This is a genomic window from Nocardia sp. NPDC052001 (genome assembly GCF_040680615.1).
Lineage (GTDB): Bacteria > Actinomycetota > Actinomycetes > Mycobacteriales > Mycobacteriaceae > Nocardia.
This window is the reverse complement of sequence record NZ_JBFAXC010000002.1, coordinates 398,477-420,948: the sequence shown is the minus strand read 5'-3', so window position 1 is coordinate 420,948 and position 22,472 is coordinate 398,477. Positions and strand designations below refer to the sequence as shown.

General features: G+C 65.9%; 25 protein-coding genes and 1 pseudogene. 5 read left to right on the top strand and 21 right to left on the bottom strand.

Annotated elements, in window-relative coordinates; all coding sequences use genetic code 11:
* Positions 1–31 precede the first annotated feature (31 nt).
* The 3 genes and pseudogenes from AB0L82_RS10260 to AB0L82_RS10250 form a co-directional block, all read right to left on the bottom strand.
* On the bottom strand, positions 32–961 hold the full coding sequence (locus tag AB0L82_RS10260) for an alpha/beta hydrolase (protein WP_364633549.1): 930 nt from the start codon (positions 959–961) through the stop codon (positions 32–34).
* A gap of 108 nt (positions 962–1,069) precedes the next feature.
* Positions 1,070–1,624: an isochorismatase family protein gene (locus AB0L82_RS10255; protein ID WP_364633548.1), complete on the bottom strand. Its 555-nt coding sequence runs from the start codon at positions 1,622–1,624 to the stop codon at positions 1,070–1,072.
* 299 nt (positions 1,625–1,923) lie between these two features.
* Positions 1,924–2,157 (bottom strand): annotated as a pseudogene (locus AB0L82_RS10250) (ferredoxin family protein); the annotation flags it as partial.
* Positions 2,158–2,270: 113 nt separating this feature from the next.
* Here AB0L82_RS10250 and AB0L82_RS10245 point away from each other — a divergent pair.
* The gene (locus AB0L82_RS10245) at positions 2,271–3,215 is read left to right on the top strand and encodes a LysR family transcriptional regulator (RefSeq protein ID WP_364633546.1); all 945 of its coding nucleotides are present in this window, start codon (positions 2,271–2,273) and stop codon (positions 3,213–3,215) included.
* A gap of 21 nt (positions 3,216–3,236) precedes the next feature.
* Here the strand turns inward: AB0L82_RS10245 and AB0L82_RS10240 are convergent, their stop codons facing one another.
* On the bottom strand, positions 3,237–4,148 hold the full coding sequence (locus AB0L82_RS10240) for an expansin EXLX1 family cellulose-binding protein (protein WP_364633544.1): 912 nt from the start codon (positions 4,146–4,148) through the stop codon (positions 3,237–3,239).
* A 199-nt stretch (positions 4,149–4,347) separates the two neighbouring features.
* Here AB0L82_RS10240 and AB0L82_RS10235 point away from each other — a divergent pair, with 199 nt between their 5' ends.
* Positions 4,348–5,208 (top strand): cyclopropane mycolic acid synthase family methyltransferase, encoded by an 861-nt coding sequence (locus tag AB0L82_RS10235; RefSeq protein ID WP_364633542.1) that lies wholly within the window; start codon positions 4,348–4,350, stop codon positions 5,206–5,208.
* Positions 5,209–5,225: 17 nt separating this feature from the next.
* Here AB0L82_RS10235 and AB0L82_RS10230 read toward each other — a convergent pair whose 3' ends face one another.
* Positions 5,226–6,212: a DJ-1/PfpI family protein gene (locus tag AB0L82_RS10230; protein WP_364633541.1), complete on the bottom strand. Its 987-nt coding sequence runs from the start codon at positions 6,210–6,212 to the stop codon at positions 5,226–5,228.
* Between the two features lie 111 nt (positions 6,213–6,323).
* On the opposite strand from AB0L82_RS10230, the gene AB0L82_RS10225 reads away from it, so the two are divergent.
* Together AB0L82_RS10225 and AB0L82_RS10220 are read left to right on the top strand one after the other, a co-directional pair.
* Positions 6,324–6,914 (top strand): isochorismatase family protein, encoded by a 591-nt coding sequence (locus AB0L82_RS10225; RefSeq protein ID WP_364633539.1) that lies wholly within the window; start codon positions 6,324–6,326, stop codon positions 6,912–6,914.
* A gap of 53 nt (positions 6,915–6,967) precedes the next feature.
* Complete coding sequence (locus AB0L82_RS10220; RefSeq protein WP_364633537.1) at positions 6,968–8,137, top strand: erythromycin esterase family protein; 1,170 nt, start codon at positions 6,968–6,970, stop codon at positions 8,135–8,137.
* On the opposite strand, the gene AB0L82_RS10215 is transcribed toward AB0L82_RS10220, so the two are convergent.
* Positions 8,114–9,073: a MerR family transcriptional regulator gene (locus AB0L82_RS10215; protein ID WP_364633535.1), complete on the bottom strand. Its 960-nt coding sequence runs from the start codon at positions 9,071–9,073 to the stop codon at positions 8,114–8,116. The two genes, AB0L82_RS10220 and AB0L82_RS10215, sit on opposite strands and share 24 nt — an antisense overlap.
* A gap of 41 nt (positions 9,074–9,114) precedes the next feature.
* Between AB0L82_RS10215 and AB0L82_RS10210 the strand changes: the two genes are divergently transcribed.
* Positions 9,115–9,894, top strand: a complete 780-nt coding sequence (locus tag AB0L82_RS10210; protein ID WP_364633533.1) for an SDR family oxidoreductase — start codon at positions 9,115–9,117, stop codon at positions 9,892–9,894.
* Here the strand turns inward: AB0L82_RS10210 and AB0L82_RS10205 are convergent.
* The 15 genes from AB0L82_RS10205 to AB0L82_RS10135 all read right to left on the bottom strand — a co-directional run bounded on the left by AB0L82_RS10205 (position 9,864) and on the right by AB0L82_RS10135 (position 22,459).
* Entirely contained in the window at positions 9,864–10,526 is a 663-nt protein-coding gene (locus AB0L82_RS10205) for a TetR/AcrR family transcriptional regulator (RefSeq protein WP_364633531.1), read from the bottom strand. The two genes, AB0L82_RS10210 and AB0L82_RS10205, sit on opposite strands and share 31 nt — an antisense overlap.
* Entirely contained in the window at positions 10,523–11,104 is a 582-nt protein-coding gene (locus AB0L82_RS10200; protein WP_364635947.1) for a TetR/AcrR family transcriptional regulator, read from the bottom strand. The genes AB0L82_RS10205 and AB0L82_RS10200 overlap by 4 nt, the downstream gene beginning before the upstream one ends.
* Before the next feature lie 59 nt (positions 11,105–11,163).
* Positions 11,164–11,823, bottom strand: coding sequence for a hypothetical protein (locus AB0L82_RS10195; protein WP_364633529.1), 660 nt, complete (start codon positions 11,821–11,823; stop codon positions 11,164–11,166).
* A 15-nt stretch (positions 11,824–11,838) separates the two neighbouring features.
* The gene (locus AB0L82_RS10190; RefSeq protein WP_364633527.1) at positions 11,839–12,789 is read right to left on the bottom strand and encodes an MlaD family protein; all 951 of its coding nucleotides are present in this window, start codon (positions 12,787–12,789) and stop codon (positions 11,839–11,841) included.
* Entirely contained in the window at positions 12,786–13,793 is a 1,008-nt protein-coding gene (locus AB0L82_RS10185; RefSeq protein WP_364633525.1) for an MlaD family protein, read from the bottom strand. Before AB0L82_RS10185 ends, AB0L82_RS10190 begins: the two co-directional genes overlap by 4 nt.
* Positions 13,790–14,716, bottom strand: a complete 927-nt coding sequence (locus AB0L82_RS10180) for an MCE family protein (protein ID WP_364633523.1) — start codon at positions 14,714–14,716, stop codon at positions 13,790–13,792. Before AB0L82_RS10180 ends, AB0L82_RS10185 begins: the two co-directional genes overlap by 4 nt.
* On the bottom strand, positions 14,716–15,735 hold the full coding sequence (locus AB0L82_RS10175; protein WP_364633521.1) for an MlaD family protein: 1,020 nt from the start codon (positions 15,733–15,735) through the stop codon (positions 14,716–14,718). The genes AB0L82_RS10180 and AB0L82_RS10175 overlap by 1 nt, the downstream gene beginning before the upstream one ends.
* Positions 15,726–16,733 carry an MCE family protein gene (locus AB0L82_RS10170; RefSeq protein ID WP_364633519.1) on the bottom strand — a complete coding sequence of 336 codons (1,008 nt, stop codon included), beginning with the start codon at positions 16,731–16,733 and terminating at the stop codon, positions 15,726–15,728. Before AB0L82_RS10170 ends, AB0L82_RS10175 begins: the two co-directional genes overlap by 10 nt.
* A complete protein-coding gene (locus tag AB0L82_RS10165) occupies positions 16,730–17,773 on the bottom strand; it encodes an MlaD family protein (RefSeq protein WP_364633517.1) in 1,044 nt (347 codons plus the stop codon). Before AB0L82_RS10165 ends, AB0L82_RS10170 begins: the two co-directional genes overlap by 4 nt.
* 4 nt (positions 17,774–17,777) lie before the next feature.
* Positions 17,778–18,647 carry an ABC transporter permease gene (locus tag AB0L82_RS10160; RefSeq protein WP_364633515.1) on the bottom strand — a complete coding sequence of 290 codons (870 nt, stop codon included), beginning with the start codon at positions 18,645–18,647 and terminating at the stop codon, positions 17,778–17,780.
* Complete coding sequence (locus AB0L82_RS10155) at positions 18,647–19,477, bottom strand: ABC transporter permease (RefSeq protein ID WP_364633513.1); 831 nt, start codon at positions 19,475–19,477, stop codon at positions 18,647–18,649. The genes AB0L82_RS10160 and AB0L82_RS10155 overlap by 1 nt, the downstream gene beginning before the upstream one ends.
* Positions 19,478–19,721: 244 nt before the next feature.
* Positions 19,722–20,870, bottom strand: coding sequence for an FAD-dependent oxidoreductase (locus tag AB0L82_RS10150; protein ID WP_364633512.1), 1,149 nt, complete (start codon positions 20,868–20,870; stop codon positions 19,722–19,724).
* Positions 20,867–21,052, bottom strand: a complete 186-nt coding sequence (locus AB0L82_RS10145; protein ID WP_364633510.1) for a rubredoxin — start codon at positions 21,050–21,052, stop codon at positions 20,867–20,869. The genes AB0L82_RS10150 and AB0L82_RS10145 overlap by 4 nt, the downstream gene beginning before the upstream one ends.
* Entirely contained in the window at positions 21,042–21,233 is a 192-nt protein-coding gene (locus tag AB0L82_RS10140; protein ID WP_364633508.1) for a rubredoxin, read from the bottom strand. The genes AB0L82_RS10145 and AB0L82_RS10140 overlap by 11 nt, the downstream gene beginning before the upstream one ends.
* A complete protein-coding gene (locus AB0L82_RS10135) occupies positions 21,233–22,459 on the bottom strand; it encodes an alkane 1-monooxygenase (protein ID WP_364633506.1) in 1,227 nt (408 codons plus the stop codon). The genes AB0L82_RS10140 and AB0L82_RS10135 overlap by 1 nt, the downstream gene beginning before the upstream one ends.
* Positions 22,460–22,472 lie beyond the last annotated feature (13 nt).

Here is a 22,472-nt window from a genome sequence, read left to right as displayed (position 1 = left end):
CGTAACGGCTTACAGCCCGGCCCGTTTCGGCCTACAGCCGACCGGCCACCGATTGCACGGCCTCGAGGAATACCGGGACAAAGACGTCCGCCTCGAGTGCACAGGCCGCATGACCGGCCTTGGCGAGGAAGATCTCCGCTCCCGGAATGGCTTTCGCCATCTCCAACTGCCGGAATACCGGCAGCGCCCGATCCCTGGTCGTAATGACCACCGCCGCAGGCACTTTCAGGGTCGGCAGCCATTCGCTCGAATCGAACTGCCCCAGCACCGCCAGCGCCTGCGCCAGTGCCCAGCCACTCGTACTGCGCATCTCCGACATGGCCCAGCGATCCATCCGGCCCACCGGCCAGGACGACTCCGGCAGCAACGGCAGCTTCTGCTTATGCAATTCCGCACGCCGCAGGGACAATTCGGCGAAGGACGCGGCCAGCACGCCCCAGCTCTTATGGAACGCCCGCTCCCGGCGGGTCTCCTGGAACCGATAGGTGGTGGCGGCCAGCACTATTCCGCCCACCTTGTCCGGCTGTCGATGCGCGGCCAGCTGCGCCACCACGCCGCCCATGGAATATCCGGCAAGTATCGGGCGCTCCACCCCGAGCACCTCGCACACGGCAATGGCGTCATCGGCCAGATCGTCGAGAATGAAACGCTCCGAATGGATTCCATGCCCGTGCCAGCGCTGATCGAACAGCACCACCCGATACCGCTCATTGAGCTCACGCAGCGACGGGAACCAGTTCAGCATGGCGGTGGTGGCCATCCCGTGCAGCAGCACCACGGTCGGCGAATCCGCCGACGGCCCCGGCAGATCCACCACGTAGGTGCTCCCGCGCTCCGGCAGTTCCACCATCGAACCCTGCGGAACCTCGGTCAACCTGGCGATCCGCGGTGACAATCGCCGCCGCCCACGCTTGTCACCCGCCACGTCCTGCGCCTGGTAATCCACACCGGAGTTCGTCATCGAGGGCCTCCCTGCGAGCCGCGTCAACTACCGAAAATAGAACACGTTTCACTCGATGATGCCATAATCCCGCCCCACCGGAGGATCGGCGGCCGCCCAGCGGACGGGCTACTCGGCGAATTCGATGTCGTCCGTGGGGATTACCGCCGCGATGCGACCGGGGGCGGAGGTGTGCTGCCAGTAGAGGTTGGTGTGGCGAATCACGGCCTCCGGGGAAGGCGCGCCCCATTCGGACAGGTCCTCGGTGGTGTGGGCATCCGCCACCAGGACGGTGTCGTAGCCGCGGACGAACGAGCCGTGCAGTGTGGACCTGATGCAGGCGTCGGTCTGCGCACCGGCGATGTACAGGCGACTGGCCTCGAGTTGGGTGAGGAGCATCTCGAGTTCGGTGTCCTCGAAGGAGTCGCCGTAGCTCTTGTCGACGCGGAGTTCATCGTCGGCCGGAACCAGTTCCGGGACAACCTGCCACGGTTCGGTCCCGTGCGCGCGGTTCTCCCCCACATCCTGAATCCAGAGCACGGGCACCTTGGCGGCACGCGCCTTGTCGACGAGGCGGCCGATCGCGCCGACGACATCGTCGCGCCGATAGGCGTCGGCGACGACGCCATTCTGCGCGTCGACAATGATGACCACGGAATTCGGCTGATTCACTGGGGACGTCACAGCTGTCGATGGTAGAGCCGGTGACCGGCCCCGTGGCGCGAATGGCTACTCGCCGAACAGCGGCTCACAGACGTACCTTCCGAGGTCAGGATGAGTAGATAGTCCCGTGACGCCTATGAGGAACGCGTCCGAAGTCGTTGCAGCGCTTCGGATTCGGTCGGCAGATCGAGCCCCAGCGCGGCAGCCGCTCGATCTCGGAGATCCACCAAATCGGGCATATCCTCCAAAATTCCATCGCTGCCGCGCGACTTTCCGCACCGACCGCACCATCACCCTGTACCGGCCGTGAGCTACCGCCGTTCGGCGAAGTAGCGGGCGTTCTCGGCGATGAAATGCTCTTGGCCGGAGGGTAGATCGGCCTCGTGGTAGATCGCCTCGACCGGGCAGACCGGTTCGCAACCGCTGCAGTCGATGCACTGATCCGGATCGATATAGGCCATGCGATCACCGATGGCGATGCAGTCGACGGGGCATTCCTCGATGCAGGCTTTGTCCAGGACGTCTACGCAGGCGGCGCCTATCACGAAGGTCATGGTGTGCTCCTCGGTCGAACTTCGGGGCCGCGTACTGCGGATATGCATGATCGTGCTGCGCATCCGCGATCGCGGGTAGCGGGCAGCAGTCGACCACGTCATAAGCTGTGCTTATGTCATTGCCGCCGGGGACACCCGATCTGGAGGTCCTGGACCTGCTCGTGTCGGTGGCTGAGCTCGGGAGCCTCGGTGCCGCCGCGCGGCGGCACGGCATCAGTCAGCCCGCCGCGAGCATGCGGATCACCGCGCTGGAACGGCGGGCGAATCTGCGGCTGCTGGATCGCGGGCGAACCGGATCGATGCTCACCGATGCCGGGCACGCCGTGGTCGAGCTCGCCCGGCCGGTGCTGGCGGCGGCGCTGTCCCTCAACGACGGGATCGCGGCTTTGCACAGCGCCGGTCGCCCCGGACTGCGCGTGGTCGCCTCCACAACCATTGCCGACCACCGCATTCCGCACTGGCTGACCGCGCTGCGCAAGATCCGCCCGGAGCTGGCGGTGGTGCTGGATGTGGCCAATTCCCGGCAGGTGGCGGCGGCCGTCGGCGCGCGCGAGGCCGATCTCGGATTCGTCGAAGGACCGCATGCGCCACCGGGATTGGGCAGTCGGGTGCTCGCCGCCGATGAACTCGTCGTCATCGTCGCGCCGACGCATCCCTGGGCGTCCCGGCGGCGAGCGCTGACCTCGCGCGAACTCGCCGACACCCCGCTGCTGTGGCGGGAACGGGGCTCCGGCACCCGCGATACAGTGTGGGAGACACTGGAAATGCATGGCACACCGGCCCCGCCCGCCGCCGAACTCGGTTCCGCCGCAGCGATTCTCACCACCGCGCGGAACGGTGACGCGCCCGCGGTGGTCAGCCGCCTGATCGTCGCGCACGAACTGCGCGCCGGAACCCTGTGCGAGGTGCGCCTCACCGATTCGACGGTGCTGACCCGAAAGTTTCGCGCCATCTGGCACCGGCGCACGCCCCCGAACGGCCCCGCCGCGGATTTGGTGGAATTGGCGGCGCGCATCGAGGCGGCGCGCACCCGTAAGCCACGTCCCGCGGCGTCGTAGGCCCGGGATTCGAGCGCCGCGCTATTTCGCGCAGTGCTGCGGCGCGGCCACGACGGTCGTGACCACCACCGGCGGTGGCGCGGGTGCGGGCGTCGTGGGGACGGCGGCCGCCGGATCGGGGAGGTCGTAGAGCCGAATTCCGGTGTAGCGCACCTGACCCGGGTCGATGACCACGCCCGGCACCTCGACGACGTGATCGTAGACATCGGTGACGCGGGCGGTGAACGGGCCCGCACCCAGCCCGGAAATGGACCAGTAGTTGTCGTAGCCGCGCCGCAGCGGACGGAAGTCACCGCCGGAGTCCGGCCGTAATGCCACCTCGCGCAACGGATTTCCGCCGCCGGAGAAGAGCAGGCCGATCCAGCTGACCGAGGAGCTCTGCTGCACGCGGTAGAAGAGTTCGGGGGCCGGATTGGGATCGCGGACGCGGTTGATCCGAATCTGGGCGACGCCGTCGATGGTGTGCGCGATGGCTTCGAAAGCCGCTCTGCTGAGGTCGTATTGGTGCGGGGCGCAGCCCGGACAGCGATCCACGATCTGGGCGCGGACGCTGCCGAGCGGGCCGTCGATATCGATATAGGAGCCGCACGGGGTGGAACCGTCGTATTCGCTGGTCGAGACGCCGACGTAATAGCCGTCCAGCGGCAGGTCCGGCAGTGAGCAGGCGACGCCGGGACCGAACGCGTAATAGCGCGCCTCTGCCGCCTCGGGGGCGGGCGCGGGCTGCGGCGGCGGAAGCTGCTGCGTGGTAACCGAATTCGCGGTGGCGGTGGGGGGCAGCGTAATGACGGTGGTGATGGGCGCTGCGCTGCGGCAGGCCACCGGTTCGGGGCGCATCACCCAGGTGGCGGTGCCGACCACGACCAGCGCGGCGAGCGCCGTCCACAGCCACGGTCTGCCGGACCGGACCTCTTCGTGTCCTGTGCGGTGCATGGCTGTTCCCCAACCTCCGAATTGTGTTTGCTGTAGCGATGCTGAACCCTCTTCAGGAAAGCAGCCTGGCCGGTCGTACAGGGCTCGAATCGGAAACTCGGAGTGAAAAGCACGGAGTGTCGCCGGTGTGTCATGGATCTAGAACGCATCGCGCATCGCCCCCGTATGTCCTGGTGTCCATCGACCACAGGAGCGCCTCATGGCCGCCGATCTCGCGCCGTTCTATCAGCAGGTGCAGTCGCACTACGACCTGTCCGACGAGTTCTACGAACTCTTCCTCGACCCCTCCATGACCTACAGCTGCGCCTACTTCGCCGATCCCGCAATGACTTTGGAGCGGGCCCAGCTCGCCAAGATCGATCTGGCGCTCGGCAAGCTGAAGCTGCAACCCGGGATGACCCTGCTCGATATCGGCTGCGGCTGGGGCGCGACCATGATCCGCGCCGCCCAGGAGTACGACGTGCGGGTCATCGGACTCACCTTGAGCCGCAATCAATTCGAGTACGCGCGCGCCCGCATCGACCGGCTCGGACTCACCGATGCGCAAGTGCTGCTGCGGGGTTGGGAGGAATACACCGGCGGCGCCGATCGCATTGTCAGCATCGGCGCGTTCGAGCATTTCCGCAAGGAACGCTATCCGGAGTTCTTCGCGCGCTGCCATGCCATGCTGCCGACCGACGGGCGCATGCTGCTGCACAGCATTATCGGGCGCGCGCTGGCCGAATTGCGGGAGCGGCAGATTCCGGTCACCCGGGAGGACGCGCTGTTCCACATCTTCATGAAGCGGGAGATCTTCCCCGGCGGGCAGTTACCGCAGCCACCGGTGGTGACCGGACTCGCCGGGGCGGCGGGATTCCACACCCAGCGCGTTCATTCGCTGCAACCGCATTACGCGCGCACCCTCGAACTGTGGGCGCAGGCCCTGGAAACCCATCGCGAGCAGGCGATCCGTCTCACCTCCGAGGAGGTGTACGAGCGCTACCTGAAATATCTGACCGGCTGCGCGCACTACTTCCACGCCGGGCACCTGGACGTCATGCAATTCACATTGGTCAAATAGCTACTCGGTTACCGGACTCAGTTGATCCGGAAGCGGTTTCGATATTCGGTGGGCGTCGTATCCAGGATGCGGCGAAAGGCGCGGGTGAGCGTATCGGTGGTGTTGAAGCCGCTCAGCGTGGCAATGCGCGCCAGGGTGTGATCACTTGTCTCCAAGTGATTCCGGGCCGCCTCCACGCGTGCGGATTCGATGTACGCGGCCGGGGTCATACCGAGATCGGTTTTGAAGACCCGGCTCAACTGCCGTTCGCTCACATGCGCCTGCGCGGCCAGATCGGTGACGGTCAGCGGTTCGCTGATATGCCGGGAAATGTAGAGCCGCAACTCCTCTATCCGCCGCGTCGTGGACAACGGCTCCAGCGAAACGCTGAATTGGCTTTGGCCGCTTGGCCTTTTGAGATACATGACGAGCTGGCGCGCCACCCGCAGCGCGGCCGCGTCGCCGAAGTCATCGGCGACCAGCGCCAGCGAAAGATCCAGGCAGGCCGTCAAACCCGCACCGGTCCAGACATCGCCGGAGCGAATGTAGATCGGATCGGCGTCGACCTCGACGGCCGGATGGTCGGCGGCCAACTGCTGTGCGGTGGACCAGTGCGTGGTGGCGCGCTTACCGTCCAGCAGTCCGGCATCGGCGAGGATATGCGCGCCGACGCAGACCGAAGCGATCCGACGGGCATGAGCGGACAGGGCTTTCACCCAGCCCACCACCATCGGATCGCAGACCGCGCGCACCCGGCGGTCGGCGTCGACCTCGACCGCGCCCGGCACGATGAGCGTATCGATGGCACGCGCCGCGATGTCCTCGAAAGTGCTGTCCGGCAATACCCGCACCCCCGCCGAGGTGGTGATCGGGTCCATCGTCTCGGCGGCGAGCAGCACCCGATATCCGGTCGGCGCATCCACCTCGCGCTCCAGCAGCGCGAACACCTCCGGCGGACCGGTGACATCGAGCAGGTCCACGCCCTCGAACAGGACCACGACGATCAGGCGTTCCTTGGTGCGCATGGCCGCTCCGCTGCGATTCGGGTGATGTCCGGATTTGCAGGTTACATGACATTTCCGACACGCCAATTCGGGCCTAGCGTGATAGACATTCACTTCCCGAAAGGTTGTTCCATGGCTTCCACCACGCTGCGTGAGCTCGACGGTCTCGATCAGACTCCGGCTTCGCTCGTTGATTCGACCCTCGTCTTGATCGACTACCAGAACACCTACACGCGCGGTGTCATGGAACTCACCGGCTGGGAAGCCGCGCTCGACGCCGCGGCCGATCTGCTCGCCCGGGCCCGCGCGGCCGGATCGACGATCATCCACGTCATCAATGACGGCGGCGAGGGCACGCCCTACGACATCACCGCCGAGATCGGGCAGATCCATCCCCGCGTCGCGGCCCTCGAGGGCGAGGCGGTGGTCGTGAAGACCGCGCCGAACAGCTTCATCGACACCGATCTCGGCGAGCGAATCGACGCGGCGGGCAATAAGAACGTCATCCTCATCGGCTTCATGACCCACATGTGCGTGCAGTTCACCGCCGAGGGCGCGTTCCTGCGCGGCAATGCGCCGACCGTCGTCGCCGACGCCTGCGCCACTCGCCCGCTGTCCACCGCCGTGGCCGAGGTCTCGGCCGAGCAGTTGCACAATGCCGCGCTCGCCACCATCGGCGACGTTTACGCGGTGGTCGTGGCCAAGGGTTCGGAGCTGACGTAGCGCCGGTCATAGCCCCTTGACCTGAACTTTGGTTCAGGTACGAGAGTGACGGTATGAACGCGACCTCCACTCCGGCACTACCTTCCGCCGGTTTCACCCTGTCCGATCTGCCGATCCGGCCGCTGGATGCGGCCGGGCTGGCGGAAATCGCGCGCTCGGTGGCCACCGCCCAGGTGGTCGGCATCGGCGAATCGACCCGGTTCGCACCCGAGACCTTCGCCATTCGCGATGCGCTGTTCCATCTGCTGGTGCAGCAGTACGGGTTCCGGACGGTGGCGCTCCAGGACAGCGCGGATGTGGCCGCCGTGCTCGACGACTACGTGGTGACCGGTGCGGGGTCGGCCACCACGGCGCTCGAAAATGCCTGGGGGCCTTGGCGGCACGCGGAGATGGCGACCGCGCTGGACTGGATTCGGGATTTCAATCGCGAACATCCCGCCGATCCGGTGCGGATCATCGCCGTCAAACCGGCACAGGCGAAACCGGCGGATTACGACCTGGTGCTGGCAGCCGTGCGGCAGGCCGCACCGGAACTGCTGGCCGAACTCGCCGCCCATCTGGACCCGATTCGCACCGCGCACGATACCGATGAGCATGTGCAGCGCGCCCAGGGCATCCATCCCGGCCGCGCCTTCCGGGAACGCGCCGAAGACGCTGCCACCCTTGTCAATTCACTGAAGGTCTCCGATGAGGCGCGGGCCGCGATGCGGGCGATCGTGGATTTCCACCGCAACAGTGTGGCCGGGCGCGGCAGCTTCGTCGGCGATGACGCGATCTGGGCGACCACGATCATCGACCACCAGATCACCACCGGACAGCGCATCGTGTACTGGGATGGCATCGCGCACAGCGCCGCCACCACGCTGGGCGAGCAACCCACCGCGGACACCCCGCCGACCGTCGGCAGCGTGCTGCGCGGGCATTACGGCGACGACTACGCCTCCATCGCCATCGGCTTCCACCACGGCGATGTGGGCATAGTCGATATCCCCTCCCCCGCACCGGATTTCGCGGATTCCGTGCTCGGATCGTCCGAACTCCCGGTGCACTGGTCCGATCTGCGCGCAGCCGATCCCATCGGCCCGGCCAAGCTGCGGGTCATCAGCGGCGTCTACAACCCGGCCCAGGACACCGCGGCCTTCATCGCGGTGGCATCGCTGTCCGCCGCCTTCGACGTGCTGATCCACGTCCGCGAAGTCTCACCGCTGCACTGGTTCTCCTGATCCGGCCGGGTGCGCCCGCAGTACGGCGGCGAACCAGGTGAAGATCGGCGACATATCCGGCAGCGGCGGCCAGCCGTTGATGGCGCCGAGCAGTCGCCAATAGCGTTCCACGCGCGGGTCATTGGCGATACCAAGCCGCTCCAGCATCCAGCGGCGCAGCTCGGTGTCGTCCGGCTTGCCGAAGGTCTCGGCGTAGCGGGCGGTAAGACCGTCGAGAACCGTTGCCGCCGCGTCGGATTCGGGATCCAGGCCCGCCGCGAGCGCCGCGCCGACCTCGGTGCGCACCGCCTCGGTGAGATCGTGATGCAGACCGGTGGTCTCACCGCCGGCGCGCTCCTTGGCCTGGTATTCGACCATATATCGCACGGCCGCACGGAAATCGGGGTCCTGCACCAGATCGGCCAGCTCGATCCACGCCTCGACCTGATGCGGCTCCGGATCCTCGGGCAACTCCGGCATGGCGGTGCGCACCAGTTCCGCCATCTCGGGATTGCCGTCGGCCGAGCCGAAGGTGTCATCGATGAAATCGTGGATGAGGCGTTGGCGTTCGGCATCGGAGAGCTGAACGAGCTTGTGCATGAGGGTCATCTCCTGGGGGTCGGATTCTCGTTTGGCAACGGCGCGCAGCACCGCGCGCCGCAGTCGCAGCACCCGGATCTGCAAATCCAGGGCCTGCGCATGGACGGCCGCCACCTGCGCCACGGTGATCTCATCGGCCAGCACCCGGCGAATGGTGGCCAGATCCACCCCCAGATCGCGCAGCGTCCGGACGAGTTCGAGTTTGGCCACCGCCGCGGCGTCGTAGAGCCGGTAGCCGGCGGGCGTGTATTCGGTGGGCGGCACGATTCCGCGATCGGCGTAGAACCGGATGGTCTTGACCGTGAGCCCGGTCCGTTCGGCCAGGGCCCCGATGGTGAAGAGCGCTTCGTCGTCCATGCGATATAGCTTGCTGTCTCCCCCTGATGGAGACTCAAGCGGTGACTACGGAAAATTTCCTCGCAGGGTTGTTTTCGCTGGAAGGGCGGGTCGCGCTCGTCACCGGGGGCAGTTCGGGCATCGGGCGCGGAATCGCCGGAGCGCTCGCGCAGGCCGGGGCGAAGGTCGTCATCGTGGCGCGCCGGAAAGCGGAACTGGCCGAGACCGTCGCCGAGTTCGCGGTGGACGGATGCGAAATGAGCTGGGTGAGTGCGGATCTCGGGACGCGGGCCGCGGTGCGGGCGGCCGCCGAGGAGGCGGTGGGGGTCTACGGTGAGCCCGATATCCTGGTCAATTGCGCGGGGATCAATCTGCGGCCGCCATTCGCCGAACTCGGTGAGGACGTGTGGGATCAGACCATGGCGGTGAATCTGGACGCGCCGTTTCTGCTCGGGCAGCGGTTCGGACCGGGTATGGCGGCGCGCGGTTTCGGGCGCATCATTCACATCACCTCGCAGCAGGCGCATCGGGCGTTCGTGAACAGCGGCGCGTACGGGGTGTCCAAGGGGGCGCTGGAATCACTGGCCCGATCGCAGGCCGAGACCTGGTCACCGCACGGGGTGACCTGCAATACGCTGGTGCCGGGTTTCGTGCTGACGCCGCTGAATCGGCGGTTGCAGGACGATCCGGAGCGGGTGCGGGCGCTGGCCGCGCGAACCATGGTCGGCCGCAATGGGATTCCGGACGATTTCGCGGGTGCGGCGGTATTTCTCGCGAGCGCGGCGTCGGCGTATATCACCGGGCAGGCCATTCACGTGGACGGCGGATTCTCCGTGCACTGATCCTCCGCGCCGATCGCGGTGATCAGGAAGGTGGTGAGCTGACCGCGTACGCGCTCGCGGGTGAGTCCGTCCGCACCGCCGCGCAGGGCCGAGAAGAGGGCGGAGACCAGCACCGAGAGCAGCACCTCGCCCGCGATATCGGCGTCCAGCCGGGAGTCCAGGAAGCCGCGTTCCATTCCGCGACTCACCTGCTCGACCGCCTGCACACCGTAGAGCCGGGCATTGTGCATACAGCGCTCGATCACCCGATCATCGATCGACGACGCTTCCAGCAGTAGGAAATTCACCAGTCCGGGTTCGGTCTCGACCAGGTCGTAACAGCGGTCGATGACGCGTTCGTAGCGGGCCCGGAAGTCCGCCATCGAGGTGGGCGGCGTATCGGCCTCGGGTCCGAGCAGACGCTCACGGATATGGTCGAAGCAGTGGTCGATGACCGCGTCGAGGATATCCCGCTTGTTCTCGAAGTAGTTGTAGAAGGTGCCGTGGCTGACGCCCGCGGCGGTGGCGATATCGTCGACGCCGATACCGCGGAAACCCCGCGTCATCACCAATTCGTATGCGGCGCTCACCAATTCGGTGCGCCGCTGCTCCGCGCGCACGGCATGGCGGGCGGTCCGGACCGGATCGCTCACGAAGCCGCCCGCCGCGCGCGCAGCGTCTTCTCCAGCAATTGCAGCATCATGGTGGCGGTGCGCTCCCGGGCCCGCGGATCGGAGATGCCATGCAGTTCGCGCAGCAGCACCGGCACCACCAGCGTCAGGATGGCGTGCGCGATCACCGGCGGATCGATATCGGCGCGAATCCAGCCCTCGCGCACCCCGCGCGCCAGCTCACCGGCGACCAGCGATGCGGTGACCGCCTCCAGGCCGAACAACCGTTGCGCCAGTTCGGGATCGATGGCCCCGGCCTCGACCAGCAGCAGTCGCAGCACCCGCGGTTCCCGTTCGAGCAGGTCGTACATGCCGTGCACGGCCATCCGCAACGCTTCCATGAGGTCGTCGAGGCTCTTGGCGGTGCCGACCAGATCCGGAATCCGCACCGAGTCGATCACCTTCTCCACCCCGAAATCGATGACATGGTCCAGGATTTCGCGCTTACTGCCGAAATACCGGTAGACCGTGCCCTGCCCGATCCCGGCGCGCGCGGCCACCGCCGAAATGGCGGTGGCCTCGTACCCCTGAGCGGTGAACACCTCGAACGCGGCTTCGATGATCTGCCGGCGCCGCCGCAGTGGAAGCCCGGGCTGCGGCGGCCGCCCTGTGCGCGGGGCTATTTCGCGGCCCCGTCCTTGACCGCGTCCTTGGCGACGCCGTCCGTGCTGAGCCCGTCCTTGGGGCCGAAGTCCACGACCAGCCAGTCGCCGCCGCTCTTGGCTACCGTGACCAGCAGCAGATTCGGCTTGGTGGCCGGATCGGTCTGCTGGATGCTCTGGGTGCGCTGCAGGGCGTAGACGGTGACCGCGTACTGATCGTTGCCCTTGGCCTCCACCGAGGTGCCCATCACCTTGCCGGTGGCGGTCACCTGGGCCCCGGTCATGATCTTGGTGAGGGCGTCGTGCGTCTGGGTGAACTTATCGCGCAACGGTTGTGAGGTATCGCGCTGCACGCCGTCGAAGAAGGCGGGCAGATTCTTGTAGTCGTAGGTCAGCGAGCGGGTGGCGTAGTCGGTCGCGATCTCGGCCGCCCGATCCCGGTCGGAGTTGTTGGCCCGCAGGGCATTCAGGTCGCCGGAGGCGCCGTGCCAGAGCACCCCGAGCGCCAGCGCCAGCACGGCGAGCAGCGCGGCGGCGGACAGCACGATCGTGTCCTTGCGACGGCCGATCGCGGCGAACCGCACCGGCCGGTCAGGTTCGGCCGCGCTCACCGGCGCATCCACCGCGGTCGTCTTCTCCAGCACCACGGGGGATTCGCTGTTTTCGTTCACACTCATGATCGCCTGCTCTCTCTATCGAGGAAAATCAACGCCGACATGGGCTTTGCCATCGCCGGGGAATACCGTGGCCAGCAGATCCACAATCGATCCGGCGTCCACTCGCAGCGGTTTGATCGCGCGGGTCGAGGGTTCCAGCGCGGTGGCGATGAACCCCAGATCCGGGCCGATCATGGAAAGGTACTGATCGATCCGGGTGACCAGCGGCCCCAGCGGATCGTCGAAAATATGCTCGCCGACATAGGAGTAGTTCTGGAACGCGGCGATGATGTGCAGCAGTTCGGGCAGCGCCGAATCGATATCACCGGCGGCGGCGGTGAGCGAGGGCGCGCGGCCGTCGAATCGATCGCCGAGGGTCTGCACGTTCGAGTACAGCCGCGCGATGGCATCGCGCTTGTCCCGCAGCAGATTCGCGGTCCCGGTCAGGGCCTTGGTGAGGTTCGCGATATCGGCGTCGCGGCCCTCGAAACCGGCCGCCACGGTGGTGGCCAGATGTTGGAGTTTGACCGGATCCAATTGCGCGGTGAGGGCGTCCAGCTTGGCGAGCGCGTCACCGACGGTGCTGGCGATCTTCACCTGCCGCTGCGGTACGACGCTGCCGTCGTGCAGATACGGCCCGGCCATACCGGTGGGCCGGAAATCGATGAACTGCTCCCCCGCCGCCGACAGGTTGGCGATCTGCACCACGCTGTCCACCGGAATCCGGTATTTGGCATCATATTCCAGCGTGACGGCCAGTCCGCGGGTCGTCGCGCCGATACTGTGCACCCGGCCGATCGGCATACCGCGCAGGGTCACCTCGGAGGTCTTCATCAACCCGCCGGAGGAGTCCAGCAGGACGGTGACGCTGTTGTTATCGCGGCGCGGATCCAGTCTCAGCACGCCGACCGCCATATAGCTGCCGCAGATCAGCGTCAGCACCATGAGCAGGACCAGTGACACCGGCCCGGAGAGTGAGAGTTTCACGGCACCATCCCCAGCGCTCGCATGGTCGTGATCAGCTGATCGGCCTGCACATCGGCCGACACCCGGTCCACCCGCACATCCGGTGACTCCAGGAATGGAATCAGCTTGTCCCGCAACAGATTATGGAAGGCATCCAGGTTCTGGGACAGGGTGATGTCGGAGTACCCGATGGTCACCGCGGCCGGTGCCAGAATCTGCACGATGGAGCGGATATCGCCGACGTGCGGCAGCAGCAGCGTGCTGACATTGCCCGCCAGCTGGCCACCGCTGATGATCAGCTTCACCACGTTGAACAGCACGGCCGACAGGCCCGCCGCCCGCTCCGGGCCGTAGGTGAGAATGCGGTCCACCGCACCGCGCCCGGACTCCAGCTTGCCGGTGATCTGCTGCGCCGAGATCAGGATGCGATCCAGATCGGCGCTGTGCGAAGCCATATCGCTCAGCGCCGCGCGCCCGGCCCGGTTGATGCGATCCAATTCGGCCGGATCGCTCGGGAAGGCCGCGTTCACATCGGTGACCAGCTGTTCGATATCCGCCCAGCGTCCACCGGTGATGATATTGGACAGCGCCCGCAGAATATCCTCCACATTGGTGGCGGGCACGGTCTGCGAGACCGGGATGACATCACCGTCGCGCAGGAATACCGCCGGTGCGTTCTTCGGCGCTTCCAGCGCGATATGGATATCGCCGAGGATGGTGCTCTGCCGCAATTCCGCCGTGGTGGTCTTGGGCAGTTTGGCGTCCGCGTGCACCTTGACCGTGGCGACCGCGGTATTGCCGATCAGATCGATGTGATCGAGCATGCCGATCTCGACGCCGTCGGCGATCACCTTGGCGCGATCGGGCAGATTCAATACCGAGCCGAATTCGATTCGCACGGTGTAGGTGTCACCGCTGGGATAGGTCCCCGGGATGGGGATATCGGTGGCCCGCACCCCGCAGCCGCTGAGCAGCAGGGTGACCGCGGTCAGGGCCGGAACGACCCGCGATGCGATACGCCTCATTTCGCACCCGCCCCCGGTAGTTGCGCCGCCAGCGGCGGCAGCTGGGCGAGCAGGGCGGCGATATCGCCCTGATGCTGCTGCAGGAAGTCGTGCGCCTGCGGCAGATACAGATCCAGGAAGCCGTAGACCTGCTGATCGTATTTGCCGACATTGCGCGCCAGCACCGGCAGGAATTCCACCGCGATATCCACCGCACCGGCGAATTCGGTGGAGAAGTCGCCGATCAGTTGCAGTCCGGCGCGCAGATTGTCCAGCACCAGCGCCATATCCGGCCAGTTGCTGACGAACATGGTGGTGAGGGTGTCCAGGTTGTCGACCAGCCGCCGGAACACCACATCGCGCTGCGATGGATCGCCGACCACGGCCGAAAGGCGTTGCAGCAGTTGATTCCACTGCGGCCCGGTACCGCTGATCGCCGCGTCGGCGGCGGTCAGGGTGTCATTGAGCAGGGTGTCATCGGCCTTCCCGCCGCCGGTCAGATCCCCGGCCAGTTTGCCCATGGCATCGAGGGCTTCGCTGATGCCGATGGGGGTTTTGGTGTGGTCCAGCGCAATGCATTTCGAGGTGTCGAACCTCGGTCCGGCGGTATACGGCTTGGTCAGCTCCACATGCCGGTCGGTCACAATGGAACTCGACATGGTGACCGCCTCGATATCGGCGGGCAGTTTCACCTTGTCGCCGATGCTCATGGTGACCCGCATACGGTCACCGAGCGATTCGATCTTCGATACGGTGCCGATCTCGACCCCGAGCATGGTCACGCTATTGCCCTGATAGAGCCCGACGGTATCGGTGAATTCTGCGCATACGCTCTGTTTGGTTTCGCGTACCGTCCCCGCCCAGGTCACGCCCGCGGCCACCACCACGGCCACCACGACCGCCGCACCGGTGGCGAGCGCTGTTCTTCCTCGCGTCCACTGCATCAGCACGCCTTGCCTTCGTAGGGAATGCACACCTGAATTCCATCGGCCGGTGTGTTCGCCTTGACCTGAACCCCGAGCAGGCCATTGAGTTTGGCGATCACATCGCGCAATCCGTTCACCACGGTGTCCAGCCGATTCGGATCGGCGAATACCTTCGAGAACAACTGCTCCAGCTGCGTCACCGACGGTTCGATGGAATCGCCGTACGCCATGATCGGCCGGTCCAGTACCACCAGCAGCCGCTTCACCAGGTTGAATACGGTGACGATATCGGCCTTGCGATTTCCGAGTTGATCGGCGACCTCGCCGAGCTGGCGCACGAAATCGGCCACGAGCGCTTTGTCATCGGCGATGGCGGCGATGTATTCGTCCGAGATCTGCAGGGTGGTGTTGAGCTGCCGGGTGCGATCGGCCAGGATGCCGGTCAATTCATTGGCGTTGTTGATGATTCCGCGCAGCGCGTCCGGCTGCCCGGCCAGCGCCTTGTTCAGCTCACCGACGGTATCGCGCATGGTGCCCGCATCGACCTTGCCGAAGATCGGCGTGCCCTTGTCCAGGATATCGCTGAGCTCGAAAGGGGTTCCGGTGCGCTCGGGCGGAATGTGCTTGGCCCCCAGCGTCTTGTCCCCGGTCGGCACCAGCGCCAGATAGTGCCCGCCGATCGGGGTGAGCATCTTGACCTCGACCGAGGCCCGATCCCCCACCCGCACATCGGATTTCACGGTGAAACTGACCTCGACATGATCGCCGACCAGGTCCACCGAACGGATCTTGCCCACATTGATGCCCGCCACCCGGACCTCATCGCCCGCGCGGGCACCACCGGAGATCTTGAAGTCCGCGATATAGGTGTGCTGTCCGAACGGCACCACGTACAGGGTGCCCGCGATCAGCAGCGCCACCGCGCAGACCGCGACACCGGCTATACCCCAGCGCAATTGCTTCTGCTGATCACCGCGCCCGGTCAGGGTGTCGCGGATCAGCGCCCCGAAGTATTGGATCAGCGCCTTCAATTGCACACCACCAGGTTCTGATTGGACAGGATCACGCCCGCGAGGGCGGGCAGCGCCGCCTCACCGTTGGAGCAGGTGATCCGCGGTTTCACCCCGTTACCGGGCACGTTCTCGTTCAGACCGGTCACCAATTGCGGTGTGAGCGACAGGATCTGGGTGAGCTGGTCGGTCTGCGGAACCAAGCGCCGCAGCAGACCGTCGATCGGGCCGTAACCGATGTCATAGGCGTCACGGGTCTGCTCCAGCAGCGGAATCAGCGGGGCCAGCGCGCCTTTCGCCGAATCGATCGCGGACAGGATGGTCTGGGTCTTACTGGTGAACTGGCGCAGAATCCCGGCCAGCTGCGCCACCAGATCGCCGACCGCCTGGGATTTACCGCCGATCTCATCGGAGACCAGACCCAGATTCCGAATGAGCAGCACGATCACCGCCTCGCTGTTGCGGGCGTGTTTGGTGAGCGTATCCAGATCCGAGAGCACCGGGCCGATACCCGAACCGTCGCCCTGGATCACCCGCAGCAGATTGTCGCCGAACTGATTGAGCTGCGCCGGATCCAAGGTGTCGAACATCGGTTTGAACCCGTTGAACAGTTTGGAGACGTCGAAGCTGGCGATGGTGCGCTGCACCGGGATGGTCGCGCCCGCTTTCAGTTTCGCGCCGCCATTGCCCTCGGTCAGGAGTTCCACATAGCGCTGACCGATCAGATTCTGATAGCGCACCGCCGCCTTGGTGTTGTCGAAGATGGGCCGGTTGGTGTCGATGGTGAAATGCACCCGCGCCTGTGCGCCGTCCAGTTCGACCGTCTCCACCTTGCCGACCGCGACACCGGACATGCGCACCGAGTCACCGGCGAAAAGCCCGGACACATCGGTGAATACGGCGTCGTAGCCGACCTTGTCCCCCGGGATCGGGGTGCGCAGCGCGGTCACGATGAAGACCGAACAGGCCGAGACGATGAGCAGGAAGATCACCAGTTTGACGGAGGATTTGGCGATATCGTTCATTTCTCCGGACCTCCCGGCGCCGGAGCTCCCAGGGAATCAGCCAGGTAGGGCATGGTTTTCACAATGAGCTCGAGTTGCAGCCGCACGTGTCCGTCCACCTCCGGGAAGGCTTCGTTCATGGCGCGCAGCAGATTCGGAATCCGGTTGTAGGCCGGTGCCACCGTGCCGAGCGAAACGCTCACCGGCACCGCCACATCCAGCACCCCGCTGAGCACCTTCTCCAGCTCGGGATTATTGCGCTGCAACAGATTCGAAATGCCGATCAGCACAGCCTGATCCACCCCGTCGGTGGCCTTGTCGGTACGCGCGCGATTGTCCGGGTCACCGAAGTACGCGGACTGCTCGAGCACCGCCAGGATGGCGTGCCCGGCCGAGGGCGTCAGCGCGGCGAACGCGCCGGTCATATCCGCGCCGATATCGATGTAGTGCCCGATGGGGGCCTGCTGACCGTCGGCCAGCATGCGCGCGGTCTCGAAGAACGATTGCAGCACCGGTCCCAGACTGTCGGCATTGTCCAGCAGCAGATCGAAAAGCCTGCGCACGGTATCGGAGTCGAGCACCTGGGTGAGCCGGGCCGCACGCCGGAACACGCCCGCGACGGTGGCATTGGTGGCGTTCTCGCCGATCTGCAGTACGGCGTTCTCGCGCAGGGGCGCGCCGTTCTTACCGGCGACCAATTCGATTGCGCTGGAACCGAAGACGTTCGAAGAGGTGAAGCGCGCGGTCACATCATCGGTGAGCGCCGCGGCCTGGGCGCGGTCGATCTGCACCTGAATGCGCTGATGGCCGTAGCCCACCGTCTCGACCTCGCGCACCGTCCCAATGGCATAGCCGCGGAACTTCACCTCCGCGCCCGGTGCGAGACCCTCGCCGAGAGTGGCCGCATCGATGGTGATCTGGAAACGATCCGCGAAAGAGCCACGAGCATAGGAGGTTACGAGCACCGTCACCACGACCAGCACGATCGCCAGCAGCACCCCGCGCAGGCGCAGCATCCACGGTCCGGCACTGCGTCCGGAGTGATCCTTGAATACGCTCATCACATCACCCCGAAATCCTGATGCCGACGTCCAGGCCCCAGATCACGATGGTGAGGATCATGTCCAGGATGACCACCAGCACCAGGCTGGCGCGAATCGCGCGGCCCGAGGCCCGGCCCACGCCCTCCGGTCCACCCGAGGCGTAGAAGCCCTGGTAACCGTGGATGAGAATGATGGCGATGACGAAAATCGTGGCCTTGATCAGGGATGCGACCACATCGGCGGGTTGCAGGAACGCGTCGAAATAGTGGTAGTAGGTGCCCGAGGACTGCCCGTGCAGCACATTCACCACCGTCGCGCAGGACAGGTACGACAGGATCAGCGTGAGCAGATGCAGCGGCACGATGGTGATCACGCCCGCGATGACGCGGGTGGTCACCACGAACGGCATGGGCCGGATCCCGATGGCCTCCAGCGCGTCGATCTCCTCGGAGATGCGCATGGCCCCGATCTCGGCGGTCATACGGCAGCCCGCCTGTGCGGCGAAACCGATGGCGGCCACCATGGGAGCCATCTCCCGGGTATTGGCATAGGCCGAGACGAACCCGGTGAGCGGGCCCATACCGACCATGTTCAGCGCGGTGAAACCCTCCACGCCGATGGAACCGCCGACCGCGATACCGAGGAAGGCCAGCACCGCCACGGTGCCGCCGCCGACGATGATCGCCCCGGAGCCCCAGGTGATATCGGACAGGATGAGCATGGTCTGCCGCCGGTACACCCGCAGCGTATGCGGGATGGCGGCGAGTACCTCGTAGACGAAAGTCGCTTGGTGCCCGAGGGATTCGAAGATCCCCAGCGGGGCCTGCGCGCCGCGTTCGGCGGCCCGGCCGACCGCGCCGAAGGCGTGATAGTTGGCGGGAACCTGGGTCATCAGCCCACCTGCGTCGGGATGAACATCGAAACCAGCTGGGTGATAACGAGATTCACGCCGAAGGCGGCGATGACGCCGATCACCACGGCCGCGTTCACCGCATTGGCCACGCCCTTGGGACCGTGCGTGGCCTCCAGCCCGCGCTGACAGGACACCACCAGCACGATAATGCCGAAGAGCACCGATTTCACGATGGCCACCACCAGATCGCTCATCTTGGCGAAGGCCGCGAAGGCGGACAGGTAGCTGCCGGGGGTGACGCCCTGGAAGCCCACCGCGATCACATAGCCGGTGAACACGCCCATGAAGATGATCAGCATGCACAGCAGCGGGGTGAGCGCGATCATGGCCGCCAGCCGCGGTGCGACCAGTCGGCGGATCGGATCGATTCCCATGGTGCGCAACGCATCCACCTCATCGCGGATGGTGCGCGCACCGAGATCGGCGGCGATGGCCGAACCCGCCGCACCGCCCAGCAGCAGTGCGGTCACCATGGGCGCGCCCTGCCGAATGACACCGAGGCCGCCCGCCGCACCGGAGACCGAACTCGCGCCGACCTGCTGGGTCAGGCTGCCGACCTGCACCGCGACGATGACGCCGAATGGAATCGCCACCAGCACAGCGGGAATGGCGGTGACGCTGACGATGAACCAGCCCTGCTGCAGGGTGTCGCGCCACGGATGTTTGAGGGCCACGATATCGGTGACCAGGTAGCGGAAGGCCGCCACCGCGAGTTGAATGGTGCGCCCGAATGTGCGCAGCCCCGAGAGAACGAACTCGACCGCCTGCCGAATCAACGGCTCAGGCCCCCGAATGACCTTGTCGACCAATGCCTACCACCCCGTTGCCCCAATGGGTCTGTACCGACCCAGACGGACAGTAATACAGATTTCGGACTGACGTGTCAGTCTTCACTGGTTTCGTCCGAGGGCTTGACCAACCGCGCGGTACGGGTGAAAAATACCCGCGCGAGCGCATGCCGCCTGGTCAGGGTGATTTCAGCAAGGTATCGGCAAATGCGAAATGCCCCCGATCAACACTGTCGATCAGGGGCATTTCACACTTTGCGCGCGGTTAGCTCTCGGCCGCGATCCGCTCTCGGGCAGCGCGAATATCGGCCGGACGGCCAATGGAGACAGCGCCTCTGAGACAGCCGTCGCGGGAGGCGAGCACGGTGATATCCGGCGTACCCGGCGTGCCCTGGATCTCCAGCTCGTCCTCCGGCGCGATCCGTCCCGCGAACTGGATGTTCACCCCGTATTGCGAGGACCAGCCCCAGGACACTCCCGCCGGGCCGACCGGCAGGCCGAGCATGGACTTCGCCGCGGCCGCGCCCTGCTCCAGCGCGCTGTTCCAATGTTCTTCGCGCACATACGCGTTGAGCTTCGGAGCGAAGCGAGCGGCGACATCACCGGCGGCGAAGACGCCGGGAATCGAGGTGCGATACGCCTCGTCGACCAGGATGCCGTCGTCGATCTTCACCCCGGCGGATTCGGCCAGTGCGGTATCGGGCAGCGAGCCGATGGCGACCAGCGCGGCCCCCGCGCTCCAGTGGCGGCCCTCGGCGGAGGAGGCCAGCACCCCGGCGGTCGTGCGCTCCACACCGGTCAGCACGACATCGGAGTGGATCTCGACGCCGTTGTCCGCGTGCAACTTCCGGACGAAGTCGCCGATGATCGGTGGTGCGATGCGATCCAGCGGGGCCGCACCGGCATCCAGAATCGTCACGCGCGCACCGAGTTTCGTGGCGGTCGCGGCGACCTCGCAGCCGATCAGCCCGGCCCCGATGATCAGCAGCGACCCGGTGTCGATGGCGCGGCGCAGGGCCGCGATATCGGCGTGCCCGCGCAGGGTGTGCACTCCGGTCTCGGCTCCCGGCAAGCGCCGGGCCCGCGCGCCGGTGGCGAGCAGCAGTGCGTCATAACCGATTTCGTCACCGTCGGTCAGGTGCACCAGCTTGCGCTCGGCATCGATGCTCGCGGCGGTCACGCCGACGCGCATATCGATCCGCTGTTCCGGCCAGAACTCGGCGGTCTCCAGCAGCGTGCGCCGCTCCAGCGCCGTTCCGGCCAGCAGTTCCTTGGATACCAGGGGCCGCCGGTACGGCAGCCCGCGTTCGGCGCCGAGCAGCACGATCTCACCGTCGAAGCCCGAGCTCCGCAGGGTCTTGGCGGCGGTGGCGCCCGCGACGCCGCCGCCGATGATCACCATGCGCTCGGTCACGACCGGCTGACCTCGACCATCTCGAAATCCGCCTTGGCCGCACCGCAATCGGGGCAGGACCAGTCCTCGGGGATATCGGCCCAGCGGGTGCCGGGACCGATGCCGTCCTCGGGCCAGCCCAGGGCTTCGTCGTATTCGAAACCGCAGACCAGGCAGCGGAAGAGTTTGTAATCAGTGCTCATGATCAGCTCCTGTTGTCGCGGTGACGGATTCGAAGTCGAGCTTTTCCCGCACGCCGCAGTCCGGACAGCACCAGTCATCGGGCACCGACGACCAGGGTGTGCCCGCCGGAAAACCCTCGCGGGGTGCGCCTTTGGCCTCGTCGTACACGTAATCGCAGACGGGGCAACGGTAGGCGGCCATCACCGGGTCCCGTACCGGGCGAGCACGCGATCGCGCTTGCCGGGCTGGATATTCACCAGGGTGATATCGCCGTCGTAGTGGTTCAGCACCCGGCGATCCATCACCCGCCGCCACAGTGGCGGGAAGTAAGCCAGCGTGATCATGCTCGCGTAACCGCTGGGCAGATTCGGCGCACCGTCCATACTGCGCAGCGTCTGATACCGACGGGTCGGGTTCGCGTGATGATCGCTGTGCCGCTGCAGGTGGTACAGGAAGATATTGGTGACGATATGGTCCGAATTCCAGCTGTGCTCGGGGGTGCAGCGCTCATAGCGGCCGCTCGCGGTGCGCTGGCGCAGCAGACCGTAGTGCTCGAGATAGTTCACCGTCTCCAGCAGCGCGAAACCGTAGACGGCCTGCAGGATCAGGAACGGGAGCACGATCGGGCCGAAGACCGCGGCCAGCACGCCCCACAGCACCACCGACATGAGCCAGGCATTGAGCACGTCATTGTGAATCGTCCACGGGCGCTTGCCCAGACGGTGCAGTCGCGCCGCCTCCAACTCCCAGGACGAGCGCAGGCTCCCCCAGACGCTGCGGGGCAGGAAGGTCCAGAACGATTCGCCGAAGCGCGAACTCGCGGGATCCTCCGGGGTCGCCACCCGTACGTGATGGCCGCGATTGTGCTCGATGTAGAAGTGCCCGTAGAACGTCTGCGCCAGGGTGATCTTGGAGAGCCAGCGCTCCAATTCGGCCTTCTTATGGCCGAGTTCATGCGCGGTATTGATGCCGACGCCGCCCACCACACCGATGCTCAGCGCCAGGCCGATCTTGGAGATCAGGCTCAGACCGCCGTCGATGCCCAGCCAGGACAGATCGCTCGCGGTCCACAGGTAGCAGGCGTACGCCAGGCTCAGCAGCTGGAACGGGATGTAGGCGTACACGCAGTAGCGGTAGTAGCGATCGTTCTCCAGATACTCCATCACCTCATCGGGCGGATTCTGGCCGTCCGGGCCGAAGAACCGGTCCAGGATAGGGAGCAGCACGTAGACCAGCAGCGGGCCGATCCACCACCAGACGGGCGCGACCGCGTCCCAGCCGAATTGGTTGAAGGCCGCCACCAGACCGGTGGTGAGGAAGAGCGCGGTGGGCGCGATCAGGCCGAACAGCCACAGGTAGCGCTTGCGGTCCCGCCATTGCGGGGACGGGGCCACGGGCGTCGACTCATCGATTCGAGACGTCGTCATTGTCGATCTCCTT